Origin of the sequence: Halocynthiibacter namhaensis (assembly GCF_000812685.1) — a bacterium.
Classification (GTDB): domain Bacteria; phylum Pseudomonadota; class Alphaproteobacteria; order Rhodobacterales; family Rhodobacteraceae; genus Halocynthiibacter; species Halocynthiibacter namhaensis.
Map to the genome: position 1 here is coordinate 19,010 of NZ_JWIF01000056.1, position 24,111 is coordinate 43,120.

Consider the following 24,111-nt stretch of genomic DNA (forward strand, 5'->3'; position numbering starts at 1 on the left):
TCCAAAGTATTAGGGTAACGGCGTTTTCGCCTTACAGATTGTCCATTTGATATTTCAGAGCGGTCGACACGATGTCGCGCCATTCGCCCGAATTTTGCATGATCGAAAGCCCACGGTTCAGCGTATCAAGCACCGCCTGACCTTCAGGATTATCCACATGTGTCATGACATTCAGGGACTTCACCTCAAGCAAGTTTGGGTTCTCAATTGCGGTAAATTCCATGTCCAGATCTGCGATGATATCGGTCGCCACTTGAACATCCAATGCGACGATGTTCACCTCTCCGTCACGTAGGGCCTCGAAGCAGGCGGCAACTGACACCGGGCGTATCAATGTGATCACAGGTTCGACCAGACCAGCTTTACTCATGTTGCTCAGGGAATATCCCTCAGGGCGGCAAATCACCGTTCCTGCAAACGCGTCATAGCTGCGCGCGTCTTCGTATCCCGAACCTGCAAGGGAATAATAGCCGTCGACAACTTCGTAAAAGGGGTTGGAAAAGTTGTAGGATTTGCATCGGTTCCGATCCGAATCCGCAAGCATTTCCATATGTTCGCAATCTGGACGCGCCCAGGGGAATGTCGCATCAAAGGCCAAGCTGGGCATCAACAAATCAAGATGAGAGTTCCAGTCATTCACGAATTGAATTTTGTAAGGTTGCTCTGGATCAGCACGCAAAAACGCTGTCTCCACCAACTTTGTGTATAAACCACGATCAGGCAGGTTTTCATCCGTATAGGGCGGGTAATCCCCCCCTGTAATCAAAACAATTTGACGCGTTTTCACGGCTTCTAGCGGTTCAGGTGTCGCCAAAGATGTTGCGGCCTCAACGGCGGCAAATGCGTCTGCGCGAGCCTGTGCAACTTCGGCTTCTGCGGCAGCGACAGCAGCTGCGGCAGCTTCTTGCGCCGCAAGAATTTCGCTTTCAGCATGAGCTGCCATCTCAGCAGCTTCTGCCCGCGCCACAGCTGCGCGTGTTTCTGCCTCAAGGACCATCGCGTCCGCTTGGACTTGGGCACGATTTGTTATGACAAGTGTTTGTTCCGATGTGTCAACGCTGACAACCGCATTGCCATGCCCATGCGGATCACACGGAAGTTGCAAGACGGTCCCCACCAAAATTACATTTGGATTCGCGCCAATCACATCCCGATTGGCATCATAAATGATCCCGTAATCCTTTGTCCCATAGACGCTCAAGGACAGTTTGCGCAGGCTATCGCCCCGACGGATTTCATAAGGTTCACAAGCCTGTTGTGCGAAAACAGACGTGGGTATGAGAGATGCCAGAAGGCAGCAGGTCGCGAGATATTTCATGATGGCGTGCTATTCGTTTCGAATTGAGTAAGTGTTTGTGAATCGGCTGCGGACTGTTTCAAGGCAACGATCGCCACGGAAACATTATCTTTGTCAGGAACATCAGCATCGCGCAGCGCTTGCATGATCTGATCAAGAATGTCCTGACAGCCCGTATGGTTTTCGGTGCGCAGAATGGTTTCAATTTCTGCATCAGCCAAATGTTGAATGCCGTCGCTTGCGGCAATCAAGATATCACCTTCGCGCATTTCGTTCGGATGCTCAGGGCAATCGACCCGGGAAATCCCGCCCCCCATAAGCGCCGATGTCAGGCAGTTTCGATCCGGGTGAACATGTGCATCTTCGGCACTGAGAAGGCCCTGTGCCGCCAGACTGTCAAGCTTTGGTGCCATGGAATGGTCTTCGTTGATCTGAGACAATACACCGCCGCGATACAGATAAAGTGGGGAATCCCCGATTGAGATCCAGTAAAAGCGGTTTTCCACAAACAAGGCGCCAAGCAAAGTGGACCCCATGTTCTTGCTATCAGCTTGCGCTTCGATGTGGCTGGCAATCGCAGCGTTGGCTTCCATAGCGGCCAAGGGCAATGCATCGACCAAGATACGTTCCGGCGCGGCTTCGATTCTGATCTGCTGATCCATGGATGCCGACCATGAGGACGCAACCAAACGCGATGCAATATCACCGGCCTGATGCCCGCCCATTCCATCGGCAACCACGACATAACCGATGTCCTTTGTACTTGAGAAACGAGCAGCAATGGCATCTTCTTGGCAGTCGCGTTGGCCGATGTCCGCCCCAAGCGCGATATCAAATCGTCGTGCAGATGTGGTCACGTCTCATCCCGCCAATCAAAACCTTGGTCACAGAAACTTACGAATTTCATGGTGGTTTCGCTAATGCGCAGCTTATCACCGCTTTGCATCGGAACAGTGCTAAGTACGGGGCTGCCGTTCAAACGCACGAGGTTGGCCTTGCCCCCATGCCCCAAGAAACATTTACGTTCTTCTGGGTCATAGGCCACAACTGCGTGGCTGCTGCGTGAAATCCCATTGTCACCAAAATCAAGCTGCAGGGCTTGATCATCGTTGCGCCCGATCTGCAAAAGCCCTTCCGTCAGTGTCAGACACGTGCCGCGTCCGGGCCCATCTGTGATAACAAGCCAGCCCACAGGGAAGGTGTTTACCACAGCCGATTTCTTCACGGGATCCGCGGAAATAAGATCGTTCAAGTGATTGTCGGCAGGTTCCAACCCCAAAAACGTTGTCTTAATCCGGTCACGCCGACGTGACCTTGGCTGGGGTGTGGGCACAGGCAAACCTGCAACTTCTTCCGCCACATCTGTGCCCATCTGTGCAGGTTCTGGCGCCGTCACAACCACATCCGCTGGAGCCGTCGCAACGTCCACAACCGTCTCGGAAATTGGTTCTGGTGCTGTCTCAAGCTGGGGTTCAACCGGTGTGTTCAGGCTGAGTTGATTATCGTCGGCCAGTTCAACTTCGACGTTTTCAACTTCAACGTCACCAATTTCCACATCCTCATGGGGCGCTGTGACTACTGTATCAGCCACAATTTCTAGCGCTTCTTTGAGGGCAAGCGGCGTTGAAATCGGTTCATCTTGCGGCGTCGCTTTTGGCGCTTCCGCGACCAAAGTCAAAACGCTGGGTTTCGTCGTATCGATAGCCGCCACAACCTCATCTGCAACCTCGGCCACCTGCAATTCAGACGCGAAAACTTCCGCGCCGGAGGCTTCAGCCGCAGCGGAGGGAACATCAACCACTTCAGGGGATTCCAGAAAGATATTGTCGGCAATGGCAGCCTCATCATCCAGAAGATCATCGTCATCGAAGTCAGACTGTGACACGAAAAAATCAGATCTTTCAGTCTGTTGTTCCGCCGCCGCGACTTCCATTTCATCCACCACAGGCGCGGCCTCGTCGATGTCCTCGTGGAATTCTGCGGTCTCGCTGGTCTCAGACGTTGTGGTCAGCGTGTCGCGCAGTGATTGCAAATTCAAAGCGTCTACCTCGGCCTGGGCAGATGACCCAGCCTCAGGTTTTGCAGCTGGCTTTTCAAGAATTCTGCTTAATGGGCTTTTGTAATTAAACATAACGTTGTGACCTTCATATTTGTATTTGCAAGATGGGACGCCGATGAATGAGAGGTCATTCCAGCGCCAATGGCATTTGGGCAAACACTTCCGCCCCGTTACGGTTCACTACAAATTTTGCCTCTGACGCGCCGCTTTGGACGAGCGTTTCCAAAACCAAACGGAATGCTCCGCTTCGCCCCAGATACACACCAGTGGTCTCTTCCCTGAGAATGACATCGCCCTTGCGCAACTGATCTGCCGGCAGGCCAGTGCCTTGGGTGACTTCTGTTTGCCCATTCAGCGTTGCGAATTCAGAAACGACCAATCCGTTTGCAAGACCAATCGTTTGCACGACCGGCAAGGCGATGGTCCCCGTCAGAATGCGGTTGTTTCCCAGCGCCTTATATCGCACAGATGCACGGGTATAGCCGTCGTCATCCACGCGCAGGTTTCGCAACATCAAACCCGCCAAAGAAACATTCGCTTGCGCGGCTTGACTGTTGACCGAATAGATCGCCGTTCCACGTTGGACCCAATCCCCAACGATCCGCATTTCATCGGGGCTTCCAACACTATTCACAATATAGAAATGGCCCCCGGACGTGCGACGCGTGTTCAACGTGAAGGGGGTTTCAACATCCCAATGAGAGAACGAAATCTGTTCATTCAACACATTCCCTGCTGTTGCCTCAAGGGGTGTTTCAGTGCTCGCATCCTCAATCACAACCACGTCTTCATTCGCGGGTACAGCATCCGCTATTTCCGTTTGCTCAGGCACAACTTCGGCCTGGGTGTCCAGCTCAGCCGCGATCTCAGTGACGGGTTCAATGGCAGGCGGCGGTGTCACATTTGTATCCGATCCAGACAGCCCCCAAAGACCAAGCCCTGCCAGTAAAACGCACGCCGCCACAGCGCCCAATATCACACCCATTTTTCCGCGTGATCGCGGGCTTTCTTCCGGTGGGGACAATGACGCAAATGGTGCAATATCGGCTGGGTCGATCTCACCCTCTGCTTCTGTAAGGTCCAGATCGTCACTTTCGTCGTCCGCCTCCAACATCGCCTTTAGGTGGCGCATTTCTGGCGTGTCGTTGGTGTCGTCGATTGCAACGCCTGCGTCAGGCATTTGACGCGGGGCGCTGTTCACGGGTGTGCTGCCATTTTCATTCGCAACATCAGATGCCACCTGGGACATCATCGCGGAAATCACGTTCTCTGCGTTTGCGATCTCAGACTGGATGCGTGCGCGCTTCGCAGCCGTTACACCATCGTCTTCTGCCGCCACAGCCGTGCTGTCTGCCTCGCCCAATGCAGCAATGACAGAGGCAGGCCGGACAGCCGTCGCACCAAAGGCAGCCTGTGGTCCGCGAAACATCTGCAACCACTCCAAAGCCGATTGTTGGCGCTGGAATGGCAAGACATTCATGGCCTTGTCGATGGCCTCAAGAAATCCTGCAGGATAGCCATCAAAACGCCCCGTAACGGGCACATAAGGATCTACAACTTGCTTGTCATAAGCGTCATAGCGGGTTTGACCATCCACGGGGGGCTCGCCGACCAATACGTGATACAATGTAGCGGCAAGCACATATAGATCGCTATATGGCCCCTGCACCGATCCTGGAACGTAGAATTCCTGTGGCGAATACCCTTCCTTCACAACACGCAAACGAACCAACGCAGCATTGCGATTGGCAGCTTGCTCACGCGCCGCACCAAAGTCGATCAAAACCGGCTCATTGTGTTGATCAATAAGGATGTTGTCGGGGGAAATATCCCGATGCAGCATTCCGTGTTCATGGATAAAGGAAACGGCTGACAGCATCTTTTCAGTCAATGCGATGAGCGTGCCGGGCGTGAACTGGTGGCCCGGGGTGTCCATCAAGTCCAACAAGTCACAACCGCGAATGTAATCCATCGCAATATAGGCCGTGTTGTTGTCTTCAAACACTTGGTGCACGGGCACGATATGTGGGTGCACCAGTTTGGCGTGGCTGCGCGCTTCCTGGATGAACAGGGTGATGATGGATGCCAGATCCGCTTCGTATTCAGGGGCGTTCGCAATCACCTGAAACCCGTCACGACTGCACAATGCGCCAGGGTAACATTCTTTAATCACCACATCGCGCTCTAAGCTATCGCGCGCCAAATAGGTTATCCCGAATCCGCCACTGTTGAGAAAACGAATGATCTCATATTGGCCCCGCAACAGAGAGGTTCCCGGCAGAAGCGCATGCGCAGGAATGTCTTCATCGTGCAGATCTGGTGCCTGAATTTGGCTCACTGTTTTCGTCCCACCCTATTGGCGCAATGCCGATCTATTTGGCGGGATTTCCCAACCAACTGCGCAGCAACCCCAAGCGTGCCGCACGTATTCTTCCCCGTTGGTAAAGCTTTCAAATATGTCAAAAGTTGGACACCACTGTGGCTGCGTTGCGGTCGAAATACGTCACGAACTGGTTCGAATTAGTGTCTATTACGGCAGTTTACAGCATTTGTTCCGCGACCAGGCTCATCGCCACGGAACGTCACATTCCCAACGGTGAATCGTGACATGAAAAAATCACAATTCATTCGAATCGAATCTAAATAAACTTTGAATAATCTGGGCAGCTCTGTTCCCGACTGCTATTGAGTTGCAGAATTCATCACGTCTTTGACGCCCAAGAACCCGCCGTCTTGCCACGGTTTAAGCGGCCACATGACTGCCCGACCAGGCCAGCGTATCCCCAAGCTGCGCCAGAATATCCACTGCATCTTGAAGCGGATATTCACCTGTTTCAAACTGCAACAGCAACAAAATATCTGTCGCCTTTTCGAACTCTTCCACGACCCATTCCGACTGCTGCCCGGGAAGTATTTCAGAGATCAACCGATCGGAAAAATCTTCAATGACCTCCTGGCAAGACTGAAGGAAAGCCGTGCTATCCCAATCGTCCGCCTCGCGCGTATCTTCGCAAATTTGCGTCAATCGAAGCTGCCAGTCGTCAAGCAAAGCGTTGCTGGGTGCGCGCGCGACAACAGCTGGCGCTTCAACGCCAGCTGACATCAGAGGCAGAAATCGCGTGGCGATATCATTGCGCGCGTTTTCAATGTCGAACTCTCGACGAGAAGACGCAACTTCAAGAATCTTCTCAGCCAATAACTGGCCCCCACTGGCATCCCATCGATCAAAATCAGGTTCAGGTCCGTCCGCCAGGGCATGCACAGCCTCAGGCGTTGCGATTGGCACAACATCTCGGAACATCGTGCCCTTTTCCGCGCTCAACCGTTGCATCAATTGCGGCATGTCATCAATCACAGAGGGAAGATCGGCGTGTGTCACGGCCAGCAGACTATTTTTCATCAAATCACCGGGCACCTGGGACCAAAGTGCGCGTTCAGATTCGCGCCAGGCGCTGGTGCCATTGGTGCACCAGATGGCGCAGTCTACAAATTTCAAAAGATCCAACGTGTTGGTGTCATCATAGGTCACGCCGCTAGCGCCCGCCCCCGGCAAATCAAACAGTGACACCTGCTGTAGCGCGGTTGTGTTCATGCCCACGGAAATAAAATCCGGCGCCGTTTCCGCAGCAGCTTCCAACGCCACCCCGTCGAATGCTTTGTGTTCTTTGCCCCACCAACCTGCAACCGTGCGTGGTTTTTCCGAATAGTTGAGGATCACCAAAGGCAAAGGCAAATGCCGAATACCCGTCGGAAGGATATCAGCCCCGGCCAACATATTGGCAAGACTTGATTTACCCGCGCTAAATTCACCGGCAAACGCGATCCCAACCGCGCTGGACAGGCGATGAACATGTTGTTCCGCATCCGCCCTTAGCACATCCAGCTCAGGGGTCGCGGCTTGTTCAGCGACAAAGGAAAGGAACCGATTTAAATCGTGAAGCTCTGCTTCAACACCAGGGAATTCAATCACGCGTTATTACCCAATTCTTGTTCATTATTGATCGACGCGCCCATCAAGCGCTTTAGCGAGCCCACAAAATGTTCAGCTTGGCGCAATCTTTCATGCGCAGCTTGGGAACTCGAATTACCGGTGAATGTGTCACCCGCAGTTTCTGTCAAAACTGCATCTCTATTTTCATCGTACAGACAGCCAGAAATCGACGCCGTGTAATGTTTCGAAACCGCATCTGCCCTGCTTAACAACGCGGATTGCGCTGCGGAAACCATGATATCTGACATTGCCGCGATCTGTTTTTGGGACCAATGTTGTGGGCTGCCACGCTGAAAAACACGACGGACCCACCCTTGTGCTTCGGCAGCAGATGCCTCGCGCCAAAGCACACTGGCATCGGGTTTGAATTGATGCACCAAGTTCATATCCATACGTCGTTTGTCCCGCGAAACGGCACTCGCATTCTCATCGCAGATCTTCAAAAATTCGGCCTGCAAACCCGCCAACTCAGTCACAATTTCACGTTTGATCTCTTGTATCCCGACATGAAAAGCCGCGCGCAACTTTGCCAACTGTGGTGGCAGCTCAGCATCCGCTTCCGACACCTCATCCAGGCCAATCACGTCATCCGTTTTCAGCACTTCCAGTTCGGCGACCAACCTACGGCAACTGTCACCAACTTTCATCGATATAAGGCCCAACCCATCCTGTGACGCGCTGTCCAGTATTTCCAATACCTCGGCAGGTGTAAGGGTCGAAACATTCGAATTCTGCAGTTCTTCGATCCGCATCTTCGCCTCAGTTTCGGTCGCCTGCGCAAGCTGATGTAGCGCAAAGATTTCGGCAGATACATCAAGGCTGGATAACTTCTGGGCCGCGATCGACGACAGAAACCTTCGAAGTTCCGGCATGCCCGACGCGATCAGCGCGCGGTGACGCAGAATGTCTTCGCGTTCGACTTTGTCCTTGCCTTTATGGTGTTTCTTGGCCGAGATATCTGCTGTCAAACGCGCTTTTAACGCGGGATTCCCGTTGATCCAGGACATGACTTGGTCGTGGTCGATATCGGTGTCATCCCCCGTCGCCGCGTAATGCGCCCACAATGCACTGCCTGCAAGAACCGCGCTTGGAGGGCCGCCAAAAATGCGACGGATGCCTTCGCGCACGGTTGTTCGCAACAGTGCGGCATCTTCAGTGCAGTTCGACAGTTCGTCGATCCGATTGATGAACACAATCGCACGGCCTGATCCGTTTTCTTGCAAGGCCCGCATCAGTGTTTCATCCATCTTTGACATCGCTTGATGCGCGGATAAAATCACGAGGTAATAGTCGGCATTTCCAATAGTCTGCCAAGTGATCTCATCCCGGATCAAAAGCGGATCATTCACGCCAGGCGTATCTGTAATCGTGATCGGCAAGGGGAAAGGCGAGGTGTCAAAATAGACATCCGCAACACGCACCAGATCATCGTATTGATCGTGCCTATCAATCCCATGCCGCCCGCTTTCAGAACAGATATATTGTTCCAAAATTGCGGTATCAACGGTATCAAATCGGTGGGTTTGCCCAAAAAAATCACGGTAGTTTACGCCAAGCTTTTGCTCTGCGCGCATTTTCATACCTTCGATCTGTGCATGAAGCATCACGTCCCGGTGGGTCGAAGCTTCGCCGGATACATCCCCAGCGCCACGCGTAGCGAGGCGTTGCCAATCCTCTTCTTCATAGAAATGAAAATCCCCGCCAGCGGTTTGACACAATGGCATGTTGAAATGCAAATGCGTCACCACCGTTGTCAGCGGGTTCACATCAGAAGGCAACCCACCCCCACGCCCGGTTAATCCGTTGACGAACATGGATTTCCCGACTTTGACTTGGCCCACGACCATCACAGACGCCTGTTCCATCATCAGCAAATTGCAGATCTGGTCCAATTCCGGGTTTTCCGCCTGGTCATACGCTTGCATGCCCGCCGCAATGTCACAGGCGGCCATCCATTTTTCCGCAGAGGTCAAACCCCCTTCGGAAACGTCATGCACCATCGGCGCGTTATTCTGTGCCGACATGGTCTTTTTGCAATTCATTAAGAGCGGCCACAACAGAACCCAGTTTGCGTGTTTCATGGGCAACAATCACAGTGCCGGTTTCATCACAATACATCGCGAGCGCAGGGTCACGGCCCTTTTCGGGACGCATCACAATCAGCTGCGGCGTCGGGATCGCGGGTTTGCTGTCTTTTCTCCAATCCCCCAAATCCATAGCCAGTAACGCGCTTAGGTCGGGCAAAATTTCAGCCTCACCAGACTGACGCTTGATGTCACCAGATGTGTTCATCTCAAGGCGAGACATCGAAAAATTGGCGCATGCATCATAGAATTCAGCGCCGATATCTTGGATATGATCGGCATCGATCGACAAGGTTTGGGCGGGTGCTTCAACGATCTCGCCAGCATCAGATTTATCCACGGTTTCTATGGCATCAACTGTGTCTTCTGGCAGATCTTCAACGCTGACCACCGCAAGCAGTTCACTAAGCGTGATTCCAACATTATCCGCATCGGATGGGTTTTCCGGCGGAATAGATGACAGAAACACATCGCCATCCATGCGTGAAAACGCCATGATCAGATGACCCAACTGTTGTGCCGCTTGAATACGATCAACCCCAGAAATATCGGGAGCATCCTCTAGATCTTCAGGGCTTATCGCCAAGACGCCAGTCACACGGGCGCTGCCAACTTGCAGGATAATCTTGGCCTTTTCCAGCCCATTCATAACCGAGGTGAACTCGAGCTGGCGTGGCAGAACGGTTTGGCTTATTGCCTCTAGCATTCGCGCTCGTTTCTGACCGCGCGTATCCCCTTGCAGCAATATTTCTGGCGTGGTGCGCGCACGTATATTCTGCACCACATTCAAAAGCTTGCGGGCCACATCTTCACTGACGTTCATAAGTCACCCCATCACGCATCTGGGCTTCGACGCAATATTTCGACTGAACAATGTTACAAAGCATGCCAGTTTCCACTTTCCGGCGATGAATTAGACGGACCCTTTGGCGTGTCGCCGCCACCGGCAAAAACCGCTTGGTCGTCGATCTCAGTCAGAAGACGCCCGATGGCAGCCAGAAGTTCGTCCATCGTTTCGGGACGACCTTGCGCCAAAACATTGTTCCAAATCCCACCGGCCGTCAAAGGTTGCTCTGGCTCTAGTGGTGCAACCGCATCGAGAACCAGATCCGGCGAAGTCAAATCCGGCGCGACGTTTTCATTCATGGGTTCCGGGATCTGTTGAAGCAAAGCCCCGATGTTCAGATCATCCGACATCGCATCTGAGACGACATCAGGCAACATGTCATCAACTTCAATTTCCTCAGGAACCTCAGTCGCGACAGTTTCTTCCAAAATTCGGGCAATGCTGGCCGAAAAATCAACATCAGGTAATTCAGATATAGTGAGATCTTCCGCCTCTGACACGTCCGGTTCAGCCATATCTTCAACCGGGCTTGTCAACACCAAGGGCTCCGAAAACTCAGGCAGGTCATTGGCAACTTCGATGATTGTCTCCGAGATCGGGCGCTCTGGAACCGCGTCGAATTCCTCTGTTGGAGCGGTGGCATCCAACAAAGTATCGCGCATTTTCTGTGCTGCCACCAAATCTATGCGTTCGCTCGGACGTTCCGTTGTACGTTCCCCCGCAATCACCCGCCGTGGTCGCTGAGGCATAGGCCGGATCACAACGGTTGCGTCCAACTTCTCCTCAATGGTTTGCTCTCGTTCGATATCTACCTTCGGTGTTTCCATCAAAGGCGCACCAGGGGCATGTAATTCGACCACTGTTGGACGCTTCGGCTGAGACAACAACGACGGATCTGATGCGTATCGCTTGATACGGTCCGCACGGGTCTCGATCACATCAGAGATCACCGAGAAAATCGCGTCGACCAGTTTTTCGCCGCCACTTTTCACCCATAAATCTGCACCACCGGCATGATCACGTGCTTGGATGGCGTCCAACGCAGAGAACAAGATGGATTTCGAAAACAGAGACCCCGCTTCGCGGTTCACGCGCCGCAGTACTTTTTGACGGTCCTTCTCCCCCAATTTGTCCGCACGCGTCACCAATAACAACGAATTGTGGCGCAAACGTTCGGGCAAAGACACCCAAGCCGCACGTTCACTTTCGCGCCAAGCCTGTGTCGCATGCGTACACCAGATCACGCCGTTCACATATCCCACGGCACGACGCCAGACCTCGGATGGAATTTTTGGATCAGAGATCCCCGGCGTGTCGATCAGATCCACCGCTTCCAGAATATCCGCTTCCATAAAGATCCGCAAAAACCGCGTGCCTGCGACCGGAATGTCACTAAGACGTTCCAAATCAACCGCTTGGCGACGCCCGTCTTCGTACATCACATAGGGGGCGGCGGTGCCATAGCTTAACCAAACGGGTGGCAGTTGTGTGGCCGTGACCTGCGTCGGAAGAAATTCCTTGCGCAAGAGGAAGTTCAGCAAAGTTGATTTCCCCGCGCTGAATTCCCCCATCAAGGCGATCGCAGGCTTTCGTTGCGACCAATGGTGCAGTCGTGCAAAACCTTCGGGGGCCACGATACGCGATCCAGAAACTGGCGGCAGCTGTGTGTCTGTATAATCCATGATGTTATCCTCAGGCCGCTTCGCTGCCCAACCCCTTAAGAATATCGCCTAGCAACGCTTCTTTGCTTTGCTCGCTTAGCAATTTCGCAGCAATTGCGCTGTCTTTCGCCGGGGCTTCGCCACCCATCTTCGCAATCTCAAGCAAGGTTTCTTGATGTTCTTGCAAGAAATCCCCCAAGCCCGTGCGAATATTATCCAAGACGGCCGCCACCTGATTTTCCTCAATATCTGCACTGATGGAGCTGGCTTCTGAGCTGATCAAACGGGCATAATCGGCGGCGAATGCTTCATAACCTTTGCGCTTTTGCCACCAACGTCGCCACCAAGTGCTTTGCAAATCCAAGGCAATGGTACGGCCAATTCCAAGGGGGGGCGGCACGCGTGGCACCGCCGGAGATTCAATAGAGAACTCGCCCAAATGATTGCCCAACAGTCCCTGATAAATACCTTCCAGATCTGCCGTGGCCTGACCGTATATTGCGCCAACCTGACTGCGCATATTGCGTGCAAAACTGAAGTACGCCGCCTTTTGCAACATGCGCAGCCCTGTTGGATCATACTGCCATGTGCCCTGCTCGCCGTATTGTTCCAAATGTGCGATCAAAGAATCTGTGGCGCGTTTTACAAAGTTCGCTTCGGCATTTCGCATGCGTTGGACCAGTTTTTCGCGCAAACCTGCAGTGATTTTTGCGATCTTCACCTCATAGTCGGCGCGAAGGTCATCCATCACTTGCACGGGGCTGCGCCCTTCGAAATCGCGTTCAACCGAACCCGTGTCAGACAATTGACGCGCCACACTGGTCGCGCGGATTTGCTTTCCAAGATTGCGAGCACTGCGGCGCGTGCGTTCCAACAATCTTGCGCCGCTGCCATCCGTGATCCGCTCGTTCATCGCCTTCAACAGCGACGGCATTCCCGATAATTCCCAAATCGTATTTACAGGGTCGCTGACAGATCCAACCGCGGTCGCCATATGCATTTTATTCAATGATGCGCGTGAATCGCTGCTCAGTTGGGCAGTATCCCCCGTCATCGCGGCCTCGGCCCATTTGGCACTGCCAAAAATCACATCTGTTTTGGGGTCAACACCACTTTGCTTTAACGTTTCCAGAACACGCTCGCGGATCTCAGGGATCTGTGCGACGGGGTCTTCCAGCTCATCCACACGATTCACAAACAGGATCACCTGGCGGTTTTCGAACTGTGCGATGATACGCATCAATGCCATGTCCATCGTGCTAAGGGCTTGATGTGCAGCCAAAACTACGATGCAAACCTCAGATCCACGCAACGCACGCAATGTGATTTGTTCGCGAACCATGAATGTATCATTCACACCAGGGGTGTCGCATAATTTCAAGGAAACTGGATATTCAGGCAAATCCAGAAACAGTTCCGCCGATTTCGTCACATCTGCAAACCGGCCCACTTTCGCGTCTACGGATTCGGGATCATCTTCATCCCCAAGGCAAACATAACGCTCAATAAGGTCCGCATCATAGTAATCATACTGGTGGCTTTGCCCAAGAATGAGGTCAAAATGCTTCCCAAGCCGGTCTTCCGATTTCTCTTTCATCATTGCGATTTGGTGTTGGATATCTTCCATTTCATCTTCGGCACCGGCCCGACTGGCAAGCTCGCCCAAACGACCACCGCCAACCATCAGGTTGTCCCATTCTTCTTGATCGAAAAAAGTGAACTTTGACTTGGTGCCAGCTGGCGCGCGCGTGTTGATATTCAACGTCGTCACAACAGAAGTCCAAGGGTTTACATCTGACGGCAAAAGCCCAGGATCGCCCGCCAATATATTGGTTAACGCAGATTTTCCTGCCTTCACCTGCCCCACCAGTGTGACGTTTGCGGTAAAATCTTCCATCTTGGATTTCAGCCCTGCCAACTTGGAAGATGTGCGCGCATCCGCCACTGCAGTAAGCTGATCAATTTGACCCGACAGTTCCGTATAGGCGTTTGTTAGGCCCGAAATTCCATCGTTTCCGATAGCCAGAAGATGTAGGTTGCGTGTCATTGTTACACCACATGTCTCAGGGCGGAGGCCCCGGTTTCGTTGGGGAGCGCTGCGGTCAGCCATGCGGCCGCCAAAGCTTCGATCTCGGAAAGAAAATCAATTGCCTGCGAGGCCAGGTTCAGTGTCTCAACCATGCTGACTGCATCGGCCTCGGCGTCATCAATAAGAATCTCTGCCTTCAGAAAACAGTCACCGTTTTCCATCGCAGCAAGAACCCGACCATGAGGGAAATCCGCATCCGGGATTTCAGGGCGCGGCATCCGCGCGTTAACAAACCGGTGCGAGGCCCCGTCCAGCGTGACCAATGATATGCCAAATCCGGCGGATGGCGCACGAGCAGACAAGTCACTTAGGCCGGACAAAAGCTCCGGCGCGACGCAACCGTCGCGGACAAATAGGCGATCCGACAAATCATTTCCTCGATTTTGATATAAAAGAGAGATCACCACGAATCGGAAAACTAATTAACAATTCCCTAACAATTAAAAACACAATCAATTGGTTTTTTAGAAGGCTGGATTATGCGCTTTTGGAAGCTATATTACGGCAGAAATTGGGCAACTCTCGCATAAACATGCACCAGTTTTCGCCAAAAAAGGCCAAACGACCCAGATGATCGTCAAACTGCGCCTCATATTTGCCGTATTTGCGCAAAATCAATCTACGCATAATGCCCGAATCCTCATTGGCACGAACGAATCCCTATGGGTTTCACCCATCATTTCAAAAAGTAATTAACGTGAATTCCTACGTCTCACCTTCGGGCTGACGCAATATATGCATCAATCTTTTGCGTTTGCTCTTCCGTCACCCGCAATCCAAGCTTCGATCGACGCCAAAGAAAGTCGTCAGCCGTGCAAACCCATTCATTCCGAACGGCCCAATCAAGTTCGCGGGCTGTGATCCCATCACCGAAATCACAACCGAGGTCCCCCATGCATGTCGCACCCACAAAGATTTGTGCGGCCTCGGTGCCATATTGACGGATCAAACGGCGGATGGTTTTGGAAGGCATGAAAGGCAATTGCAGCTGCAAAGCCGCCCGCAAATCATCCACACCATCAACGGCAAAATCCCCGCCGGGCAAAGCAACCCCTGCGGTCCATATTTTCGAGCGGCGATCCATCACGTCGTCAATATGTTCCAAAGCCGCCTCAGCCAGACGGCGATAGGTTGTGATCTTGCCGCCGAAGATGTTTAAAACCGGGCCGCCCCCCGTGTGGTTCACGCGCAAAACATATTCACGCGTTGCGGCTGTGGCTGAACTCGCCCCATCATTATACAGCGGCCGCACCCCAGAATACCGCCAAACGATATCCTGATTTTTGATAGGCTTCTCGAAATATTTACCCGCAAATTCCCGCAGATAATCCGCCTCGGCCGTGCTGCATTCTGGGCGCGTGAAGGGATCCGAATGATCGGCATCCGTTGTCCCGATCAGGGTGAAATCTTCTTCATAAGGGATGGCAAAAATGATCCGCCCATCTTCGCCTTGGAAGAAATAGCACTTATCATGATCGTATAATTTTTTCGTAACAATATGACTGCCCCGCACCAAACGGATGCTTTCCTGGGTGGTCAGGTTTATCGTGTCTTTGATGATAGTTTCGACCCAAGGTCCACCGGCGTTTACCAACATCTTGGCTTGAACGACATGGGCTTTACCCAACTCATCTTCCATCGACACGTTCCACAATCCATCGACGAACTCAGCACGGGTCACCCGGTGTCGCACCAGTATGTCGGCGCCTCGCGCCTCTGCGTCACGGGCATTGAGCAAGGTCAGACGCGCATCTTCGACCCAACAATCCGAATACTCATAGGCTTGCACCAGATGCGATTTCAACGGCGCCCCTTCCGGGGTATTTCGCAAATCCACCTTGCTGGTGCCCGGCAGTATTTTGCGCCCCCCCAGATGATCATACAGAAACAGGCCAAACCGGATCAGCCAATTGGGGCGACGCCCCCGCATCCATGGCATAAAAAACGACAGAAGTTTTGAGGTCGGCGTATCGCTTTCAAACCGCATTTCTTTATAGGTCGGAAGGATAAAACGCATTGGCCAGCTGATATGAGGCATGGCTTGCAGAAGCGTTTCGCGTTCAATCAAGGCTTCTCGAACCAAACGAAATTCAAAGAATTCCAGATACCGCAAGCCGCCGTGAAACAGTTTGGTTGAACCTGAAGATGTCGCGCTTGCAAGATCATTCATCTCAGCAAGCGCGACACGATATCCCCGCCCAGCCGCATCACGTGCGATGCCGCAACCGTTGATTCCACCGCCAATGATAAAAAGATCTACGGGTTCATTTGGTGTCGGCATGTGCTGTCTCTGTGATGATAAGGTTTGTGTTCCCTTGGCGCGCCGCTTCGATGAACGCATCAGGCGGGCGCGCGTTCAGAATGACATGATCAAGGTCGGCGATATGGCAAATGCGAAAGGGCGCGGCATTTTGAAATTTCGACACATCCGCTACCAGAATGCGCTGGCGTGCGTTGGAGACAATGGCCTTGGCGACAGCAACTTCACGCGGATCAAAGTCAAGAACAGCCCCATCGGCATCAAGTGACGATGCCCCGATCACGGCAAAATCGACCTTATACTGATTGATCGACGCGACTGCGCCTTCACCAATCACCGCACCATCTGACATGCGCACCTCGCCGCCAATCACAGTCAATGACCGCAGGCGTGCCCCCCGCAATATGCTGATGATATTCATGTTATTCGAGAAAACCATCAGGTCTTTATGCAGGCGCAACGCCTCGGCCACTTGTTCGGTGGTCGTCCCAATATTGACAGCAACAGAGGCCCCGTTGGGGATCAAACGCGCGGCTTCGCGGGCGACCAGACCCTTCGCGTGCATGTTGTTCAACTGACGTTCTTCATAGGCACGGATGCGTGTCGAAGGTGCCGGCTTCGCGCCACCATGCACCCTTAAAGCCAGCCCTTGATCACAAAGCTCGCCAAGGTCGCGGCGCACCGTTTGCGTGGTGACACCCAACGCCTTTGCCAAATGGTCAACTTCAACTTCACCGTGCTGACGCAGCTTTTCCAGCATCACTTCCTGTCTTGCATTTAACGACACGGGCTTCCCTCATTCGCGAGATCAAGTTCATATGAACATTCATATGTTCTTATTCGACATAAATCCCTTCGGTGACAAATGCAAACACTCACTTATCGGTCTCTATGACCTTAGAAATTGGACTGCATCTGAAAGTGCTCTGTAAGTTCAGTTGAAACATCGACGAAAGCTGATCTGCCCCGAACCATATGGTAAGCAATGCACAATCTGTTGAACATGCTGACTGACGGTCCGACACTTAGGGGCCGCCAATTGCAGCAATCGCATCGCATAAGACATTGTCGTATTTCTACATCATCGAGGCAAGCAACGGGTTGCCCCCTTTGAGGTCACGCCATAATGTCGTCATGCTACTGTTATACAATTTTTAAAAATACTAACAGTATAGGCCATACGTGAAACGTGAAGAGGGACGAGTTTGGGTGTTCTGAGGACATATCGGTTACGCATTCGACGTCGACGCAAACTCATTCGCGCGATCCGCAAGCGCCGAGAGCTAAAATCTGTCTCCAATCGTACGAAATACGTCAAACCCAATGATGTTTTGCTGTTTTGCACACTGCGCAACGAACATCATCGTTTAGAATATTTTCTGAAATATTATCGCGAAAAAGGTGTCCGGCATTTCTTTTTCGTCGACAACAACAGCACTGACGGCAGCCGCGAATATTTGGCGCAACAGGATGATGTGTCGCTTTGGACCACATCCGCAAGCTACAAAGATTCGAACTTCGGCATGGATTGGGTCAATTGGCTGCAAATGCGATACGCCCATGATCACTGGACGTTAACCGTCGATGTAGATGAATTTCTAGTTTACCCATTCTGTGACACACGTTCGCTTGCAGCACTTACCGATTGGTTGGAAGCCTCCGAAATTCGCAGCTTTGGGGCGATGCTTTTGGATATGTATCCAAAGGGCGGAGTTACCGATCAGGCCTATGAACCCGGCACGAACCCCTTTGAATCGGCCCCGTGGTTTGACAGTGGAAACTATGTCATTTCCCGCAACGCCGAATATGGCAACCTGTGGATACAAGGCGGCCCGCGTGCGCGGCTGTTTTTCAAGGATGACCCCTTTGACGCGCCCGCCTTAAATAAAGTGCCCCTGGTCAAATGGAACCGCCGCTATGCCTTTGCGAGTTCCACACACTCATTGCTTCCACCACGCCTAAACCATGTTTACGATCGAAATGGTGGCGAGATGGCGTCTGGATGCCTCCTACATGCGAAGTTCTTGGACAGTTTCTCCGAAAAAGCCGCAGAGGAACTTATTCGAAAACAACATTACGCCCAAGGCCAAGAATACCAAGCCTACATCAAGGACCCCGATGCACCGTCAGATGTTTGGTGCAAGTGGTCGGAACGCTATATCAACTGGCGTCAACTTGAAACGCTGGGCCTCATGTCCAAGGGGAATTGGGCATGACGGTTGGCGTTGCAATGCTTGCGCACACGGCTTTTGATCGCGCGGCCCAGGTTGCACGACATTGGGCGACCAGCGGATGCCCGGTCGTGATCCACGTCGATAGGCGTGTTGAATCTTCCGAATATCTAAATTTTTCCAAGGCCATTTCAGACCTAGACAATGTGAAGCTGTGCGAACGCCACCCCTGTGAATGGGGGACCTGGTCGATTGTCCAAGCCACGCAAGTCGCCTGCGATCTTCTGCTCAAAAACTTCCCAGAGGTACAAAGCGTATTTTTGACCTCAGGATCCTGCATCCCTTTGCGACCGATTTCAGAACTGAATGAATACCTGACGACCCACGCTGACACCGATTTTATCGAATCCGCAACCACGGATGACGTGCCATGGACCGTGGGCGGCCTTGATCGCGAACGGTTTACCCTTCGGTTCCCCTTCTCATGGAAAACCCAGAGAGGCCTGTTTGACCGCTATGTAAACCTGCAACGCAAGCTGGGCGTGCGTCGCAAGATCCCCAGTGGAATAGAACCCCACATGGGGTCACAATGGTGGTGCTTAACACGCAAAACTTTGGAAAAAATTCTAAACAATCATCGGCGCGAAGAGTTCGACCACTACTTCAAAAAGGTCTGGATTCCTGATGAAAGCTATTTTCAAACAATGGCGCGTATGTTCTCCGGACGTATTCAAAGCCAATCCCTGACGCTTGCGAAGTTCGACTTCCAAGGCAAACCCTATACTTTCTACGACGATCATCTGCAGCTGCTGCGCCGATCTAATTGCTTTGTCGCCCGCAAGACCTGGCATTCTGCAAATGTTCTTTATGATACGTTTCTTGACGCCGAAAACCACAGCCGTGGTGGCGACCCAAATCCTGGCCGCATCGCACGCCTGTTCAACAAAGCCGCCGAACAGCGCACGCGCGGCCGTGAAGGCTTGTTTATGCAGGGCCGCTTCCCCAAAGGCGCTGGAAGCTACAAGATCACATCTGCACCCTATTCCATTTTCGAGGGGTTCTCCGAATTGTTCGAGGGGTTTGAACCCTGGCTGACAAAAGCCACTGGTGCAAAAGTACACGGCCATCTGTTTGATAAAACTCGCGTGATGTATGCCGACGGGCAGCAACATTTCTGTGGTGCCATGTCAGACAGCGCAGCTTTGCGCGACTATGCCCCAAAGGCATTTCTGTCGAATCTCATTTGGAACACACGCGGTGAACATCAATGTTTCCAGTTCGGCCCAACAGACAATCAAAAGGTAAGCTGGGACTTCATTGCAGACCCGAATGCTCAAATCTCCGTCATTTCTGGGGCCTGGATGGTCTCTCTGTTTAAATCTGATGCCAGCTTCAACGATCTACGATCAGAAGCGGCCCGATTGCAGAAAATCGAAAGCCTGCACTTGCATGACTTAAAAGCGTCAACGGTCAAAGCTCGCGTTCACATCTGGAGCCTCGCAGACTTCATTGAAGCGCCTTCTGAACATATGCAAACGGCGATTGACGCGATGGGTGTATCGGCCGGCCACAAAATGCCGCCGACGCCGAAGATGAAAGATATGACCGGGTTTAGTGAGTTCCTGCAAAACCTGAAGAATGAGGGCATGCACCCTTGGGTTGCTGGCGAATTCCTTGTTGAAAACAGACCCAATGCTGAAAAAGCAGCCCCGAGACGCTCCTATCAGGTGAACACATGAAAAAGCCTTACGATTACTTCGTTATTCTCGCTGAAATGCGCACCGGGTCAAACCTTCTTGAGGAAAACCTAAGCCATTTTCCGTCCATTAAATGTCACGGAGAGGCATTCAATCCAAGCTTCATTGGCTATCCCAAAAAAGATGACCTATTTGGCGTAGCCGTTGCACAGCGCGACCAAGCCCCTGACGATCTCATTCACAAAATCGTCGAACACACCGATGGAATTGGCGGCTTTCGCTTCTTCCACGATCATGATCCACGCGCCGCAGATATTTTTCTAAACGATCCTCGCTGTGCAAAAATCATCCTCAGCCGAAACCCTCTTGAAAGCTATGTCTCGTGGAAGATCGCGAAAAAGACGGATCAATGGCGCTTAACCAATCACAACAAACGCAAAACGGCGCAGATCACCTTTGATGCCGAAGAGTTTTCCCACATATTGGAGCAACGGACAGATTTTCGAAAAACTGTCCTACATCAGTTACAGGTCACCGGCCAAACCCCCTTCCACATCAGCTATCCCGATCTACAGAACCTCGATATATTGAATGGCATGGCGCGCTTTCTAGGTGTGGATGACCCGATTTCCGAACTCGAAACAAAGATCAAACGGCAAAATCCGGGTCATCTCAGCGAGAAGGTTGACAACTTCGACGAAATGGAAGCCGCACTTTCAAATTCGGACTTTTTCAACCTGTCTGAGATCCCCGGATATGAACCCCAACGCGGCGCAAATGTCCCAGCCTATATTACCGCAACGGATGCCAACCTGCTGTTCATGCCCGTGAAGGGATGCTCTACGGTCGCGATCACTGAATGGATGGGGCGGCTTCCAGCCGTGACCGAATTGCAAACTGGGTACAGCCAGAAAAGCTTGCGCGCCTGGAAAAGAAACCATCCGGGCCATAAAAGCTTTACCATCGTGGAACATCCGGTCAGCCGTGCCCATTCCGTGTTTTGCAAGCATATCCTAACCCCTGGACCCGACGCATATCCCGAGATCCGCGAACTTCTAAGGGTTCGATTCGATCTTCCCATTCCCGTTGGCGCGCCAAGCAAGGGCTGGACAACAGACCAACACCAAAAAGCCTTTCTCGCCTTTCTTAGCTTTGTGAAAAAGAACCTTGCGGGAAAAACTGCGGTACGGGTCGACAACAGCTGGGCCAGCCAAACATCGTTGCTAGAGGGCATCAGTAACTTCGTGTTCCCAGACCATATTCTACGCGGGGATCAGCTTTCTGAGGGCCTAGGCCTGCTGCTTTTGGGTACAGGACAGGATTGCCCAGCTTGGCCCATTGGGGACACAGACACACCAGTCGAACTTGCCCAAATCTACGATGATCAGGTCGAGGCCGCCGTCAAATCCTGTTACGGGAAAGATTACATGAATTTCGGATTTGGGCCATGGAAAGCGTAGCGTATTAAGCCGCTTGCCTTGGCAGAGACTCGGTCAAAATCGCATGTAGAATGGACGGGTCATCATTGGCGCGCAGCTTGGCGCAAATGTCCTTATCCCGCATCGTACGCGAGACCAATGCCAGCGCTTTCAAATGGTCAACGCCGGCTTCTTCCGGTGCGAATAACCCAAAGAACAGGTCAACAGGCTGGCGATCAACTGCGCTAAAATCCAAGGGGGTTTCTGTGCGAATAAACACCGCAGACACACCGTTCAGCCCAGGCAATCGCGCGTGGGGTAAAGCAACCCCTTTGCCAACGCCTGTTGGGCCAAGGTTCTCGCGGTCTTGCAATGCATCAACGGCTGCGGAGGTTGAAATGTCATAAACGTCGCTGGCGACCTCTCCCAAGGATTGGAAGAGGCGTCTTTTACTGGTTACGCTTCCCAGCACCTTAATGGCGCCGGGGTGTAGAATTGTCATAAAATCCATTGCGTCAACCTGCCCTCAGAGACCTGAGAACAGGTCCGTGTCTTTTATTTCGGATCGATCCAACCGATGTTACCATCATCGCGCCGGTAGACGACATTCACGCCGTCACTTCCTTCATTGCGGAAGACCAACGCCGGGGCGCCTGCCAATTCCATATGCATAACTGCTTCGCCAACCGACAAGGAAGGAATCTTTGTTTCCATCTCAGCAATAATCATTGGCTGTAGCGTTTCTGGCTCATCAGCGTCTGAATTTGCATCTGAGGCCAGGATATACGAGGAAGCGCCGAAAAGTTCAACTGGTTCCGCACGGGTGTTATGATGATTTTTCAACCTACGCTTGTATCGACGCAGTTGTTTCTCCATTTTTTCGCAACAGGAATCAAAGGCTGCATATATTTCAGTTGCATGTGCCTTCGCCTGAGCTGTCAGTCCGGTCGACAGATGTACTGTCGCCTCGCAAACATATTCATGCGCGTTTCGGGAAAAAACAACTTGAGCATCGGTCGGTCGTTCGGCGTATTTGTCAACAACCACCCCGAGTCCGTCCTTAACGTGCACCTGTAGTGCTTCGCCAATGTCAATTTGTTTACCCGTAATTTGATACCGCATGTAACCTTCTGAAGTTTGAGTGTGCGGATGCAAAAAGTCGCCCGATCACGTGCAAAATGCTATGTGCAAAATTGGTATGAATGGGTTGTTCTCGTCCGGGCGGTTGCCAAGCCTGACTAAGGATCAGAGCCGCTGGGAGAGGTACTTCCGTCTTCGGTCGTACGATGAAGGAATCTTTAAGCATCCCCTGTATTTGGCGACAGTTCGACGTGCAATGTCAACGCCTTCCTTGCATAATTGATCAACAATATCTGAATCCGACAGGGGCGAAGCATGATTTTCATTGACCACAAGCCGCCGAATCATTTGCTGTACGCTATAGGCCGATGCCCCCTCTCCCTGAGCCGCTGACAGCATCCGCTGAAAGAACGTCGACAAAGGGTAAACCGTGCCACGGATTTCAACGAATTTTCCGGCAACCGCACGCGTCACGGTGGATGGGTGAACCCCCAATTTTTCAGCGATATTCGCCCGTGTGATAGGTGCAAGATAGTCGGCCTGCCCCTTCATGAATCTTTCCTGAATTTCCGCCAACATCACGGTAATCCGCAACAGTGTTTTTCCCCGGAAATTCACCGCCCTGATCAAGGCATCCGCGCGCCTACGATAATCCTGAATATATGCCTTCGCTTGGTCATCCACCATGGCACGCCGGATTAGGTCATGTTCAAGGTCTAAACTCGGGGCCACATCTCTGCATAAATGCACATCCAGCATGCCATTTGGCATTAAGTCTATACAAATGTCAGGTAAAATAGTTTCAGCCAACAGCGCAAATTGTTCTGCGGGATAGGGTGACAGACTGCGAAGCTTTACGGAAAGGTCGATCACCTGCGCTTCCGAAAGCCCGGTTTCCAGCGCAACCTTCGACCAATCCTCCTTCGCAAAGGTATCCAGATTGTCCAGAATAACGTAAACATACCGATCAGGAACGCCCATATCCAACAACTGAATTTTCAAACATTCAGCAAGCGTACGCGCCCCGACCCCGATGGGTTCACAACATTGCAACATTTGAATTGCGGCTTCGACATCGTCCGCACTGCACTGCAACTCATTGCAGAATTCGTCCATTGAACCAACAAGATATCCTTCGTCGGACAGGTCCCCAACCAAATACAGTGCAATGTTCAACAAAAGTCCGGGGGGATTATTTTCCGCCAATTGGCGACGTACGACCTCGTCCAAAGTGACCGGGGCTGCAAGGTTTTCCAGCTCAGCTTCGGCCACAATATTACTTTTTGGCTTGGTCACCCGCAGCAAAGGGTTCTCAGCTGCCTCTGCTTCTATTTTGGCTATAAGATCCGGCGTCGATAGCGCCAAAATGGACAAAGAATAGGTCAAACCGGGCGTGAGGCTCAGCCGGTTTGTAACCTGTAACTGGGGGCTGTTCGATGTTGGAACTACCATGTCTT

18 protein-coding genes are annotated in these 24,111 nt (G+C 52.2%); 3 read left to right on the plus strand and 15 right to left on the minus strand.

What is annotated here, in order from left to right:
• Positions 1-31: 31 nt before the first annotated feature.
• The 12 genes from RJ38_RS08110 to RJ38_RS08165 form a co-directional block, all read right to left on the minus strand.
• Complete coding sequence (locus RJ38_RS08110; RefSeq protein WP_052245291.1) at positions 32-1,318, minus strand: transporter substrate-binding domain-containing protein; 1,287 nt, start codon at positions 1,316-1,318, stop codon at positions 32-34.
• Complete coding sequence (locus RJ38_RS08115) at positions 1,315-2,154, minus strand: PP2C family protein-serine/threonine phosphatase (RefSeq protein WP_052245292.1); 840 nt, start codon at positions 2,152-2,154, stop codon at positions 1,315-1,317. The genes RJ38_RS08110 and RJ38_RS08115 overlap by 4 nt, the downstream gene beginning before the upstream one ends.
• Positions 2,151-3,428 carry an FHA domain-containing protein gene (locus RJ38_RS18130; RefSeq protein ID WP_052245293.1) on the minus strand — a complete coding sequence of 426 codons (1,278 nt, stop codon included), beginning with the start codon at positions 3,426-3,428 and terminating at the stop codon, positions 2,151-2,153. Before RJ38_RS18130 ends, RJ38_RS08115 begins: the two co-directional genes overlap by 4 nt.
• Positions 3,429-3,483: 55 nt before the next feature.
• A complete protein-coding gene (locus tag RJ38_RS08125; RefSeq protein WP_052245294.1) occupies positions 3,484-5,694 on the minus strand; it encodes a serine/threonine-protein kinase in 2,211 nt (736 codons plus the stop codon).
• 405 nt (positions 5,695-6,099) lie between these two features.
• Positions 6,100-7,326 carry a dynamin family protein gene (locus tag RJ38_RS08130; RefSeq protein WP_039018367.1) on the minus strand — a complete coding sequence of 409 codons (1,227 nt, stop codon included), beginning with the start codon at positions 7,324-7,326 and terminating at the stop codon, positions 6,100-6,102.
• Positions 7,323-9,371: a dynamin family protein gene (locus RJ38_RS18135; protein WP_162183562.1), complete on the minus strand. Its 2,049-nt coding sequence runs from the start codon at positions 9,369-9,371 to the stop codon at positions 7,323-7,325. The genes RJ38_RS08130 and RJ38_RS18135 overlap by 4 nt, the downstream gene beginning before the upstream one ends.
• Positions 9,355-10,254, minus strand: coding sequence for a hypothetical protein (locus RJ38_RS08140; protein ID WP_039018368.1), 900 nt, complete (start codon positions 10,252-10,254; stop codon positions 9,355-9,357). Before RJ38_RS08140 ends, RJ38_RS18135 begins: the two co-directional genes overlap by 17 nt.
• Positions 10,255-10,307: 53 nt before the next feature.
• Entirely contained in the window at positions 10,308-11,960 is a 1,653-nt protein-coding gene (locus RJ38_RS08145) for a dynamin family protein (RefSeq protein ID WP_052245296.1), read from the minus strand.
• A gap of 10 nt (positions 11,961-11,970) precedes the next feature.
• Positions 11,971-13,986, minus strand: coding sequence for a dynamin family protein (locus tag RJ38_RS08150; RefSeq protein ID WP_039018369.1), 2,016 nt, complete (start codon positions 13,984-13,986; stop codon positions 11,971-11,973).
• A gap of 2 nt (positions 13,987-13,988) precedes the next feature.
• Positions 13,989-14,396, minus strand: a complete 408-nt coding sequence (locus RJ38_RS18140; RefSeq protein WP_156121809.1) for a hypothetical protein — start codon at positions 14,394-14,396, stop codon at positions 13,989-13,991.
• A gap of 344 nt (positions 14,397-14,740) precedes the next feature.
• Positions 14,741-16,309, minus strand: coding sequence for a glycerol-3-phosphate dehydrogenase (gene glpD / locus RJ38_RS08160; RefSeq protein ID WP_039018370.1), 1,569 nt, complete (start codon positions 16,307-16,309; stop codon positions 14,741-14,743).
• Entirely contained in the window at positions 16,293-17,075 is a 783-nt protein-coding gene (locus tag RJ38_RS08165; protein ID WP_202903877.1) for a DeoR/GlpR family DNA-binding transcription regulator, read from the minus strand. The genes glpD and RJ38_RS08165 overlap by 17 nt, the downstream gene beginning before the upstream one ends.
• A gap of 418 nt (positions 17,076-17,493) precedes the next feature.
• Between RJ38_RS08165 and RJ38_RS08170 the strand changes: the two genes are divergently transcribed.
• From RJ38_RS08170 to RJ38_RS08180, 3 genes are read left to right on the plus strand one after another with little or no spacing between them, the layout of a single operon-like run.
• Positions 17,494-18,504: a glycosyltransferase family 2 protein gene (locus RJ38_RS08170; protein ID WP_082005680.1), complete on the plus strand. Its 1,011-nt coding sequence runs from the start codon at positions 17,494-17,496 to the stop codon at positions 18,502-18,504.
• On the plus strand, positions 18,501-20,198 hold the full coding sequence (locus RJ38_RS08175) for a DUF5927 domain-containing protein (protein ID WP_039018372.1): 1,698 nt from the start codon (positions 18,501-18,503) through the stop codon (positions 20,196-20,198). Before RJ38_RS08170 ends, RJ38_RS08175 begins: the two co-directional genes overlap by 4 nt.
• Complete coding sequence (locus RJ38_RS08180) at positions 20,195-21,616, plus strand: hypothetical protein (protein ID WP_039018373.1); 1,422 nt, start codon at positions 20,195-20,197, stop codon at positions 21,614-21,616. The genes RJ38_RS08175 and RJ38_RS08180 overlap by 4 nt, the downstream gene beginning before the upstream one ends.
• Before the next feature lie 4 nt (positions 21,617-21,620).
• Here RJ38_RS08180 and RJ38_RS08185 read toward each other — a convergent pair whose 3' ends face one another.
• From RJ38_RS08185 to rpoN, 3 genes are all read right to left on the minus strand, one after another.
• Positions 21,621-22,085 (minus strand): PTS sugar transporter subunit IIA, encoded by a 465-nt coding sequence (locus RJ38_RS08185; RefSeq protein WP_039018374.1) that lies wholly within the window; start codon positions 22,083-22,085, stop codon positions 21,621-21,623.
• 44 nt (positions 22,086-22,129) lie between these two features.
• Complete coding sequence (hpf, locus tag RJ38_RS08190) at positions 22,130-22,696, minus strand: ribosome hibernation-promoting factor, HPF/YfiA family (protein ID WP_039018375.1); 567 nt, start codon at positions 22,694-22,696, stop codon at positions 22,130-22,132.
• A 123-nt stretch (positions 22,697-22,819) separates the two neighbouring features.
• Positions 22,820-24,106, minus strand: coding sequence for an RNA polymerase factor sigma-54 (rpoN, locus tag RJ38_RS08195; protein WP_082005681.1), 1,287 nt, complete (start codon positions 24,104-24,106; stop codon positions 22,820-22,822).
• Between the last annotated feature and the right edge of the window lie 5 nt (positions 24,107-24,111).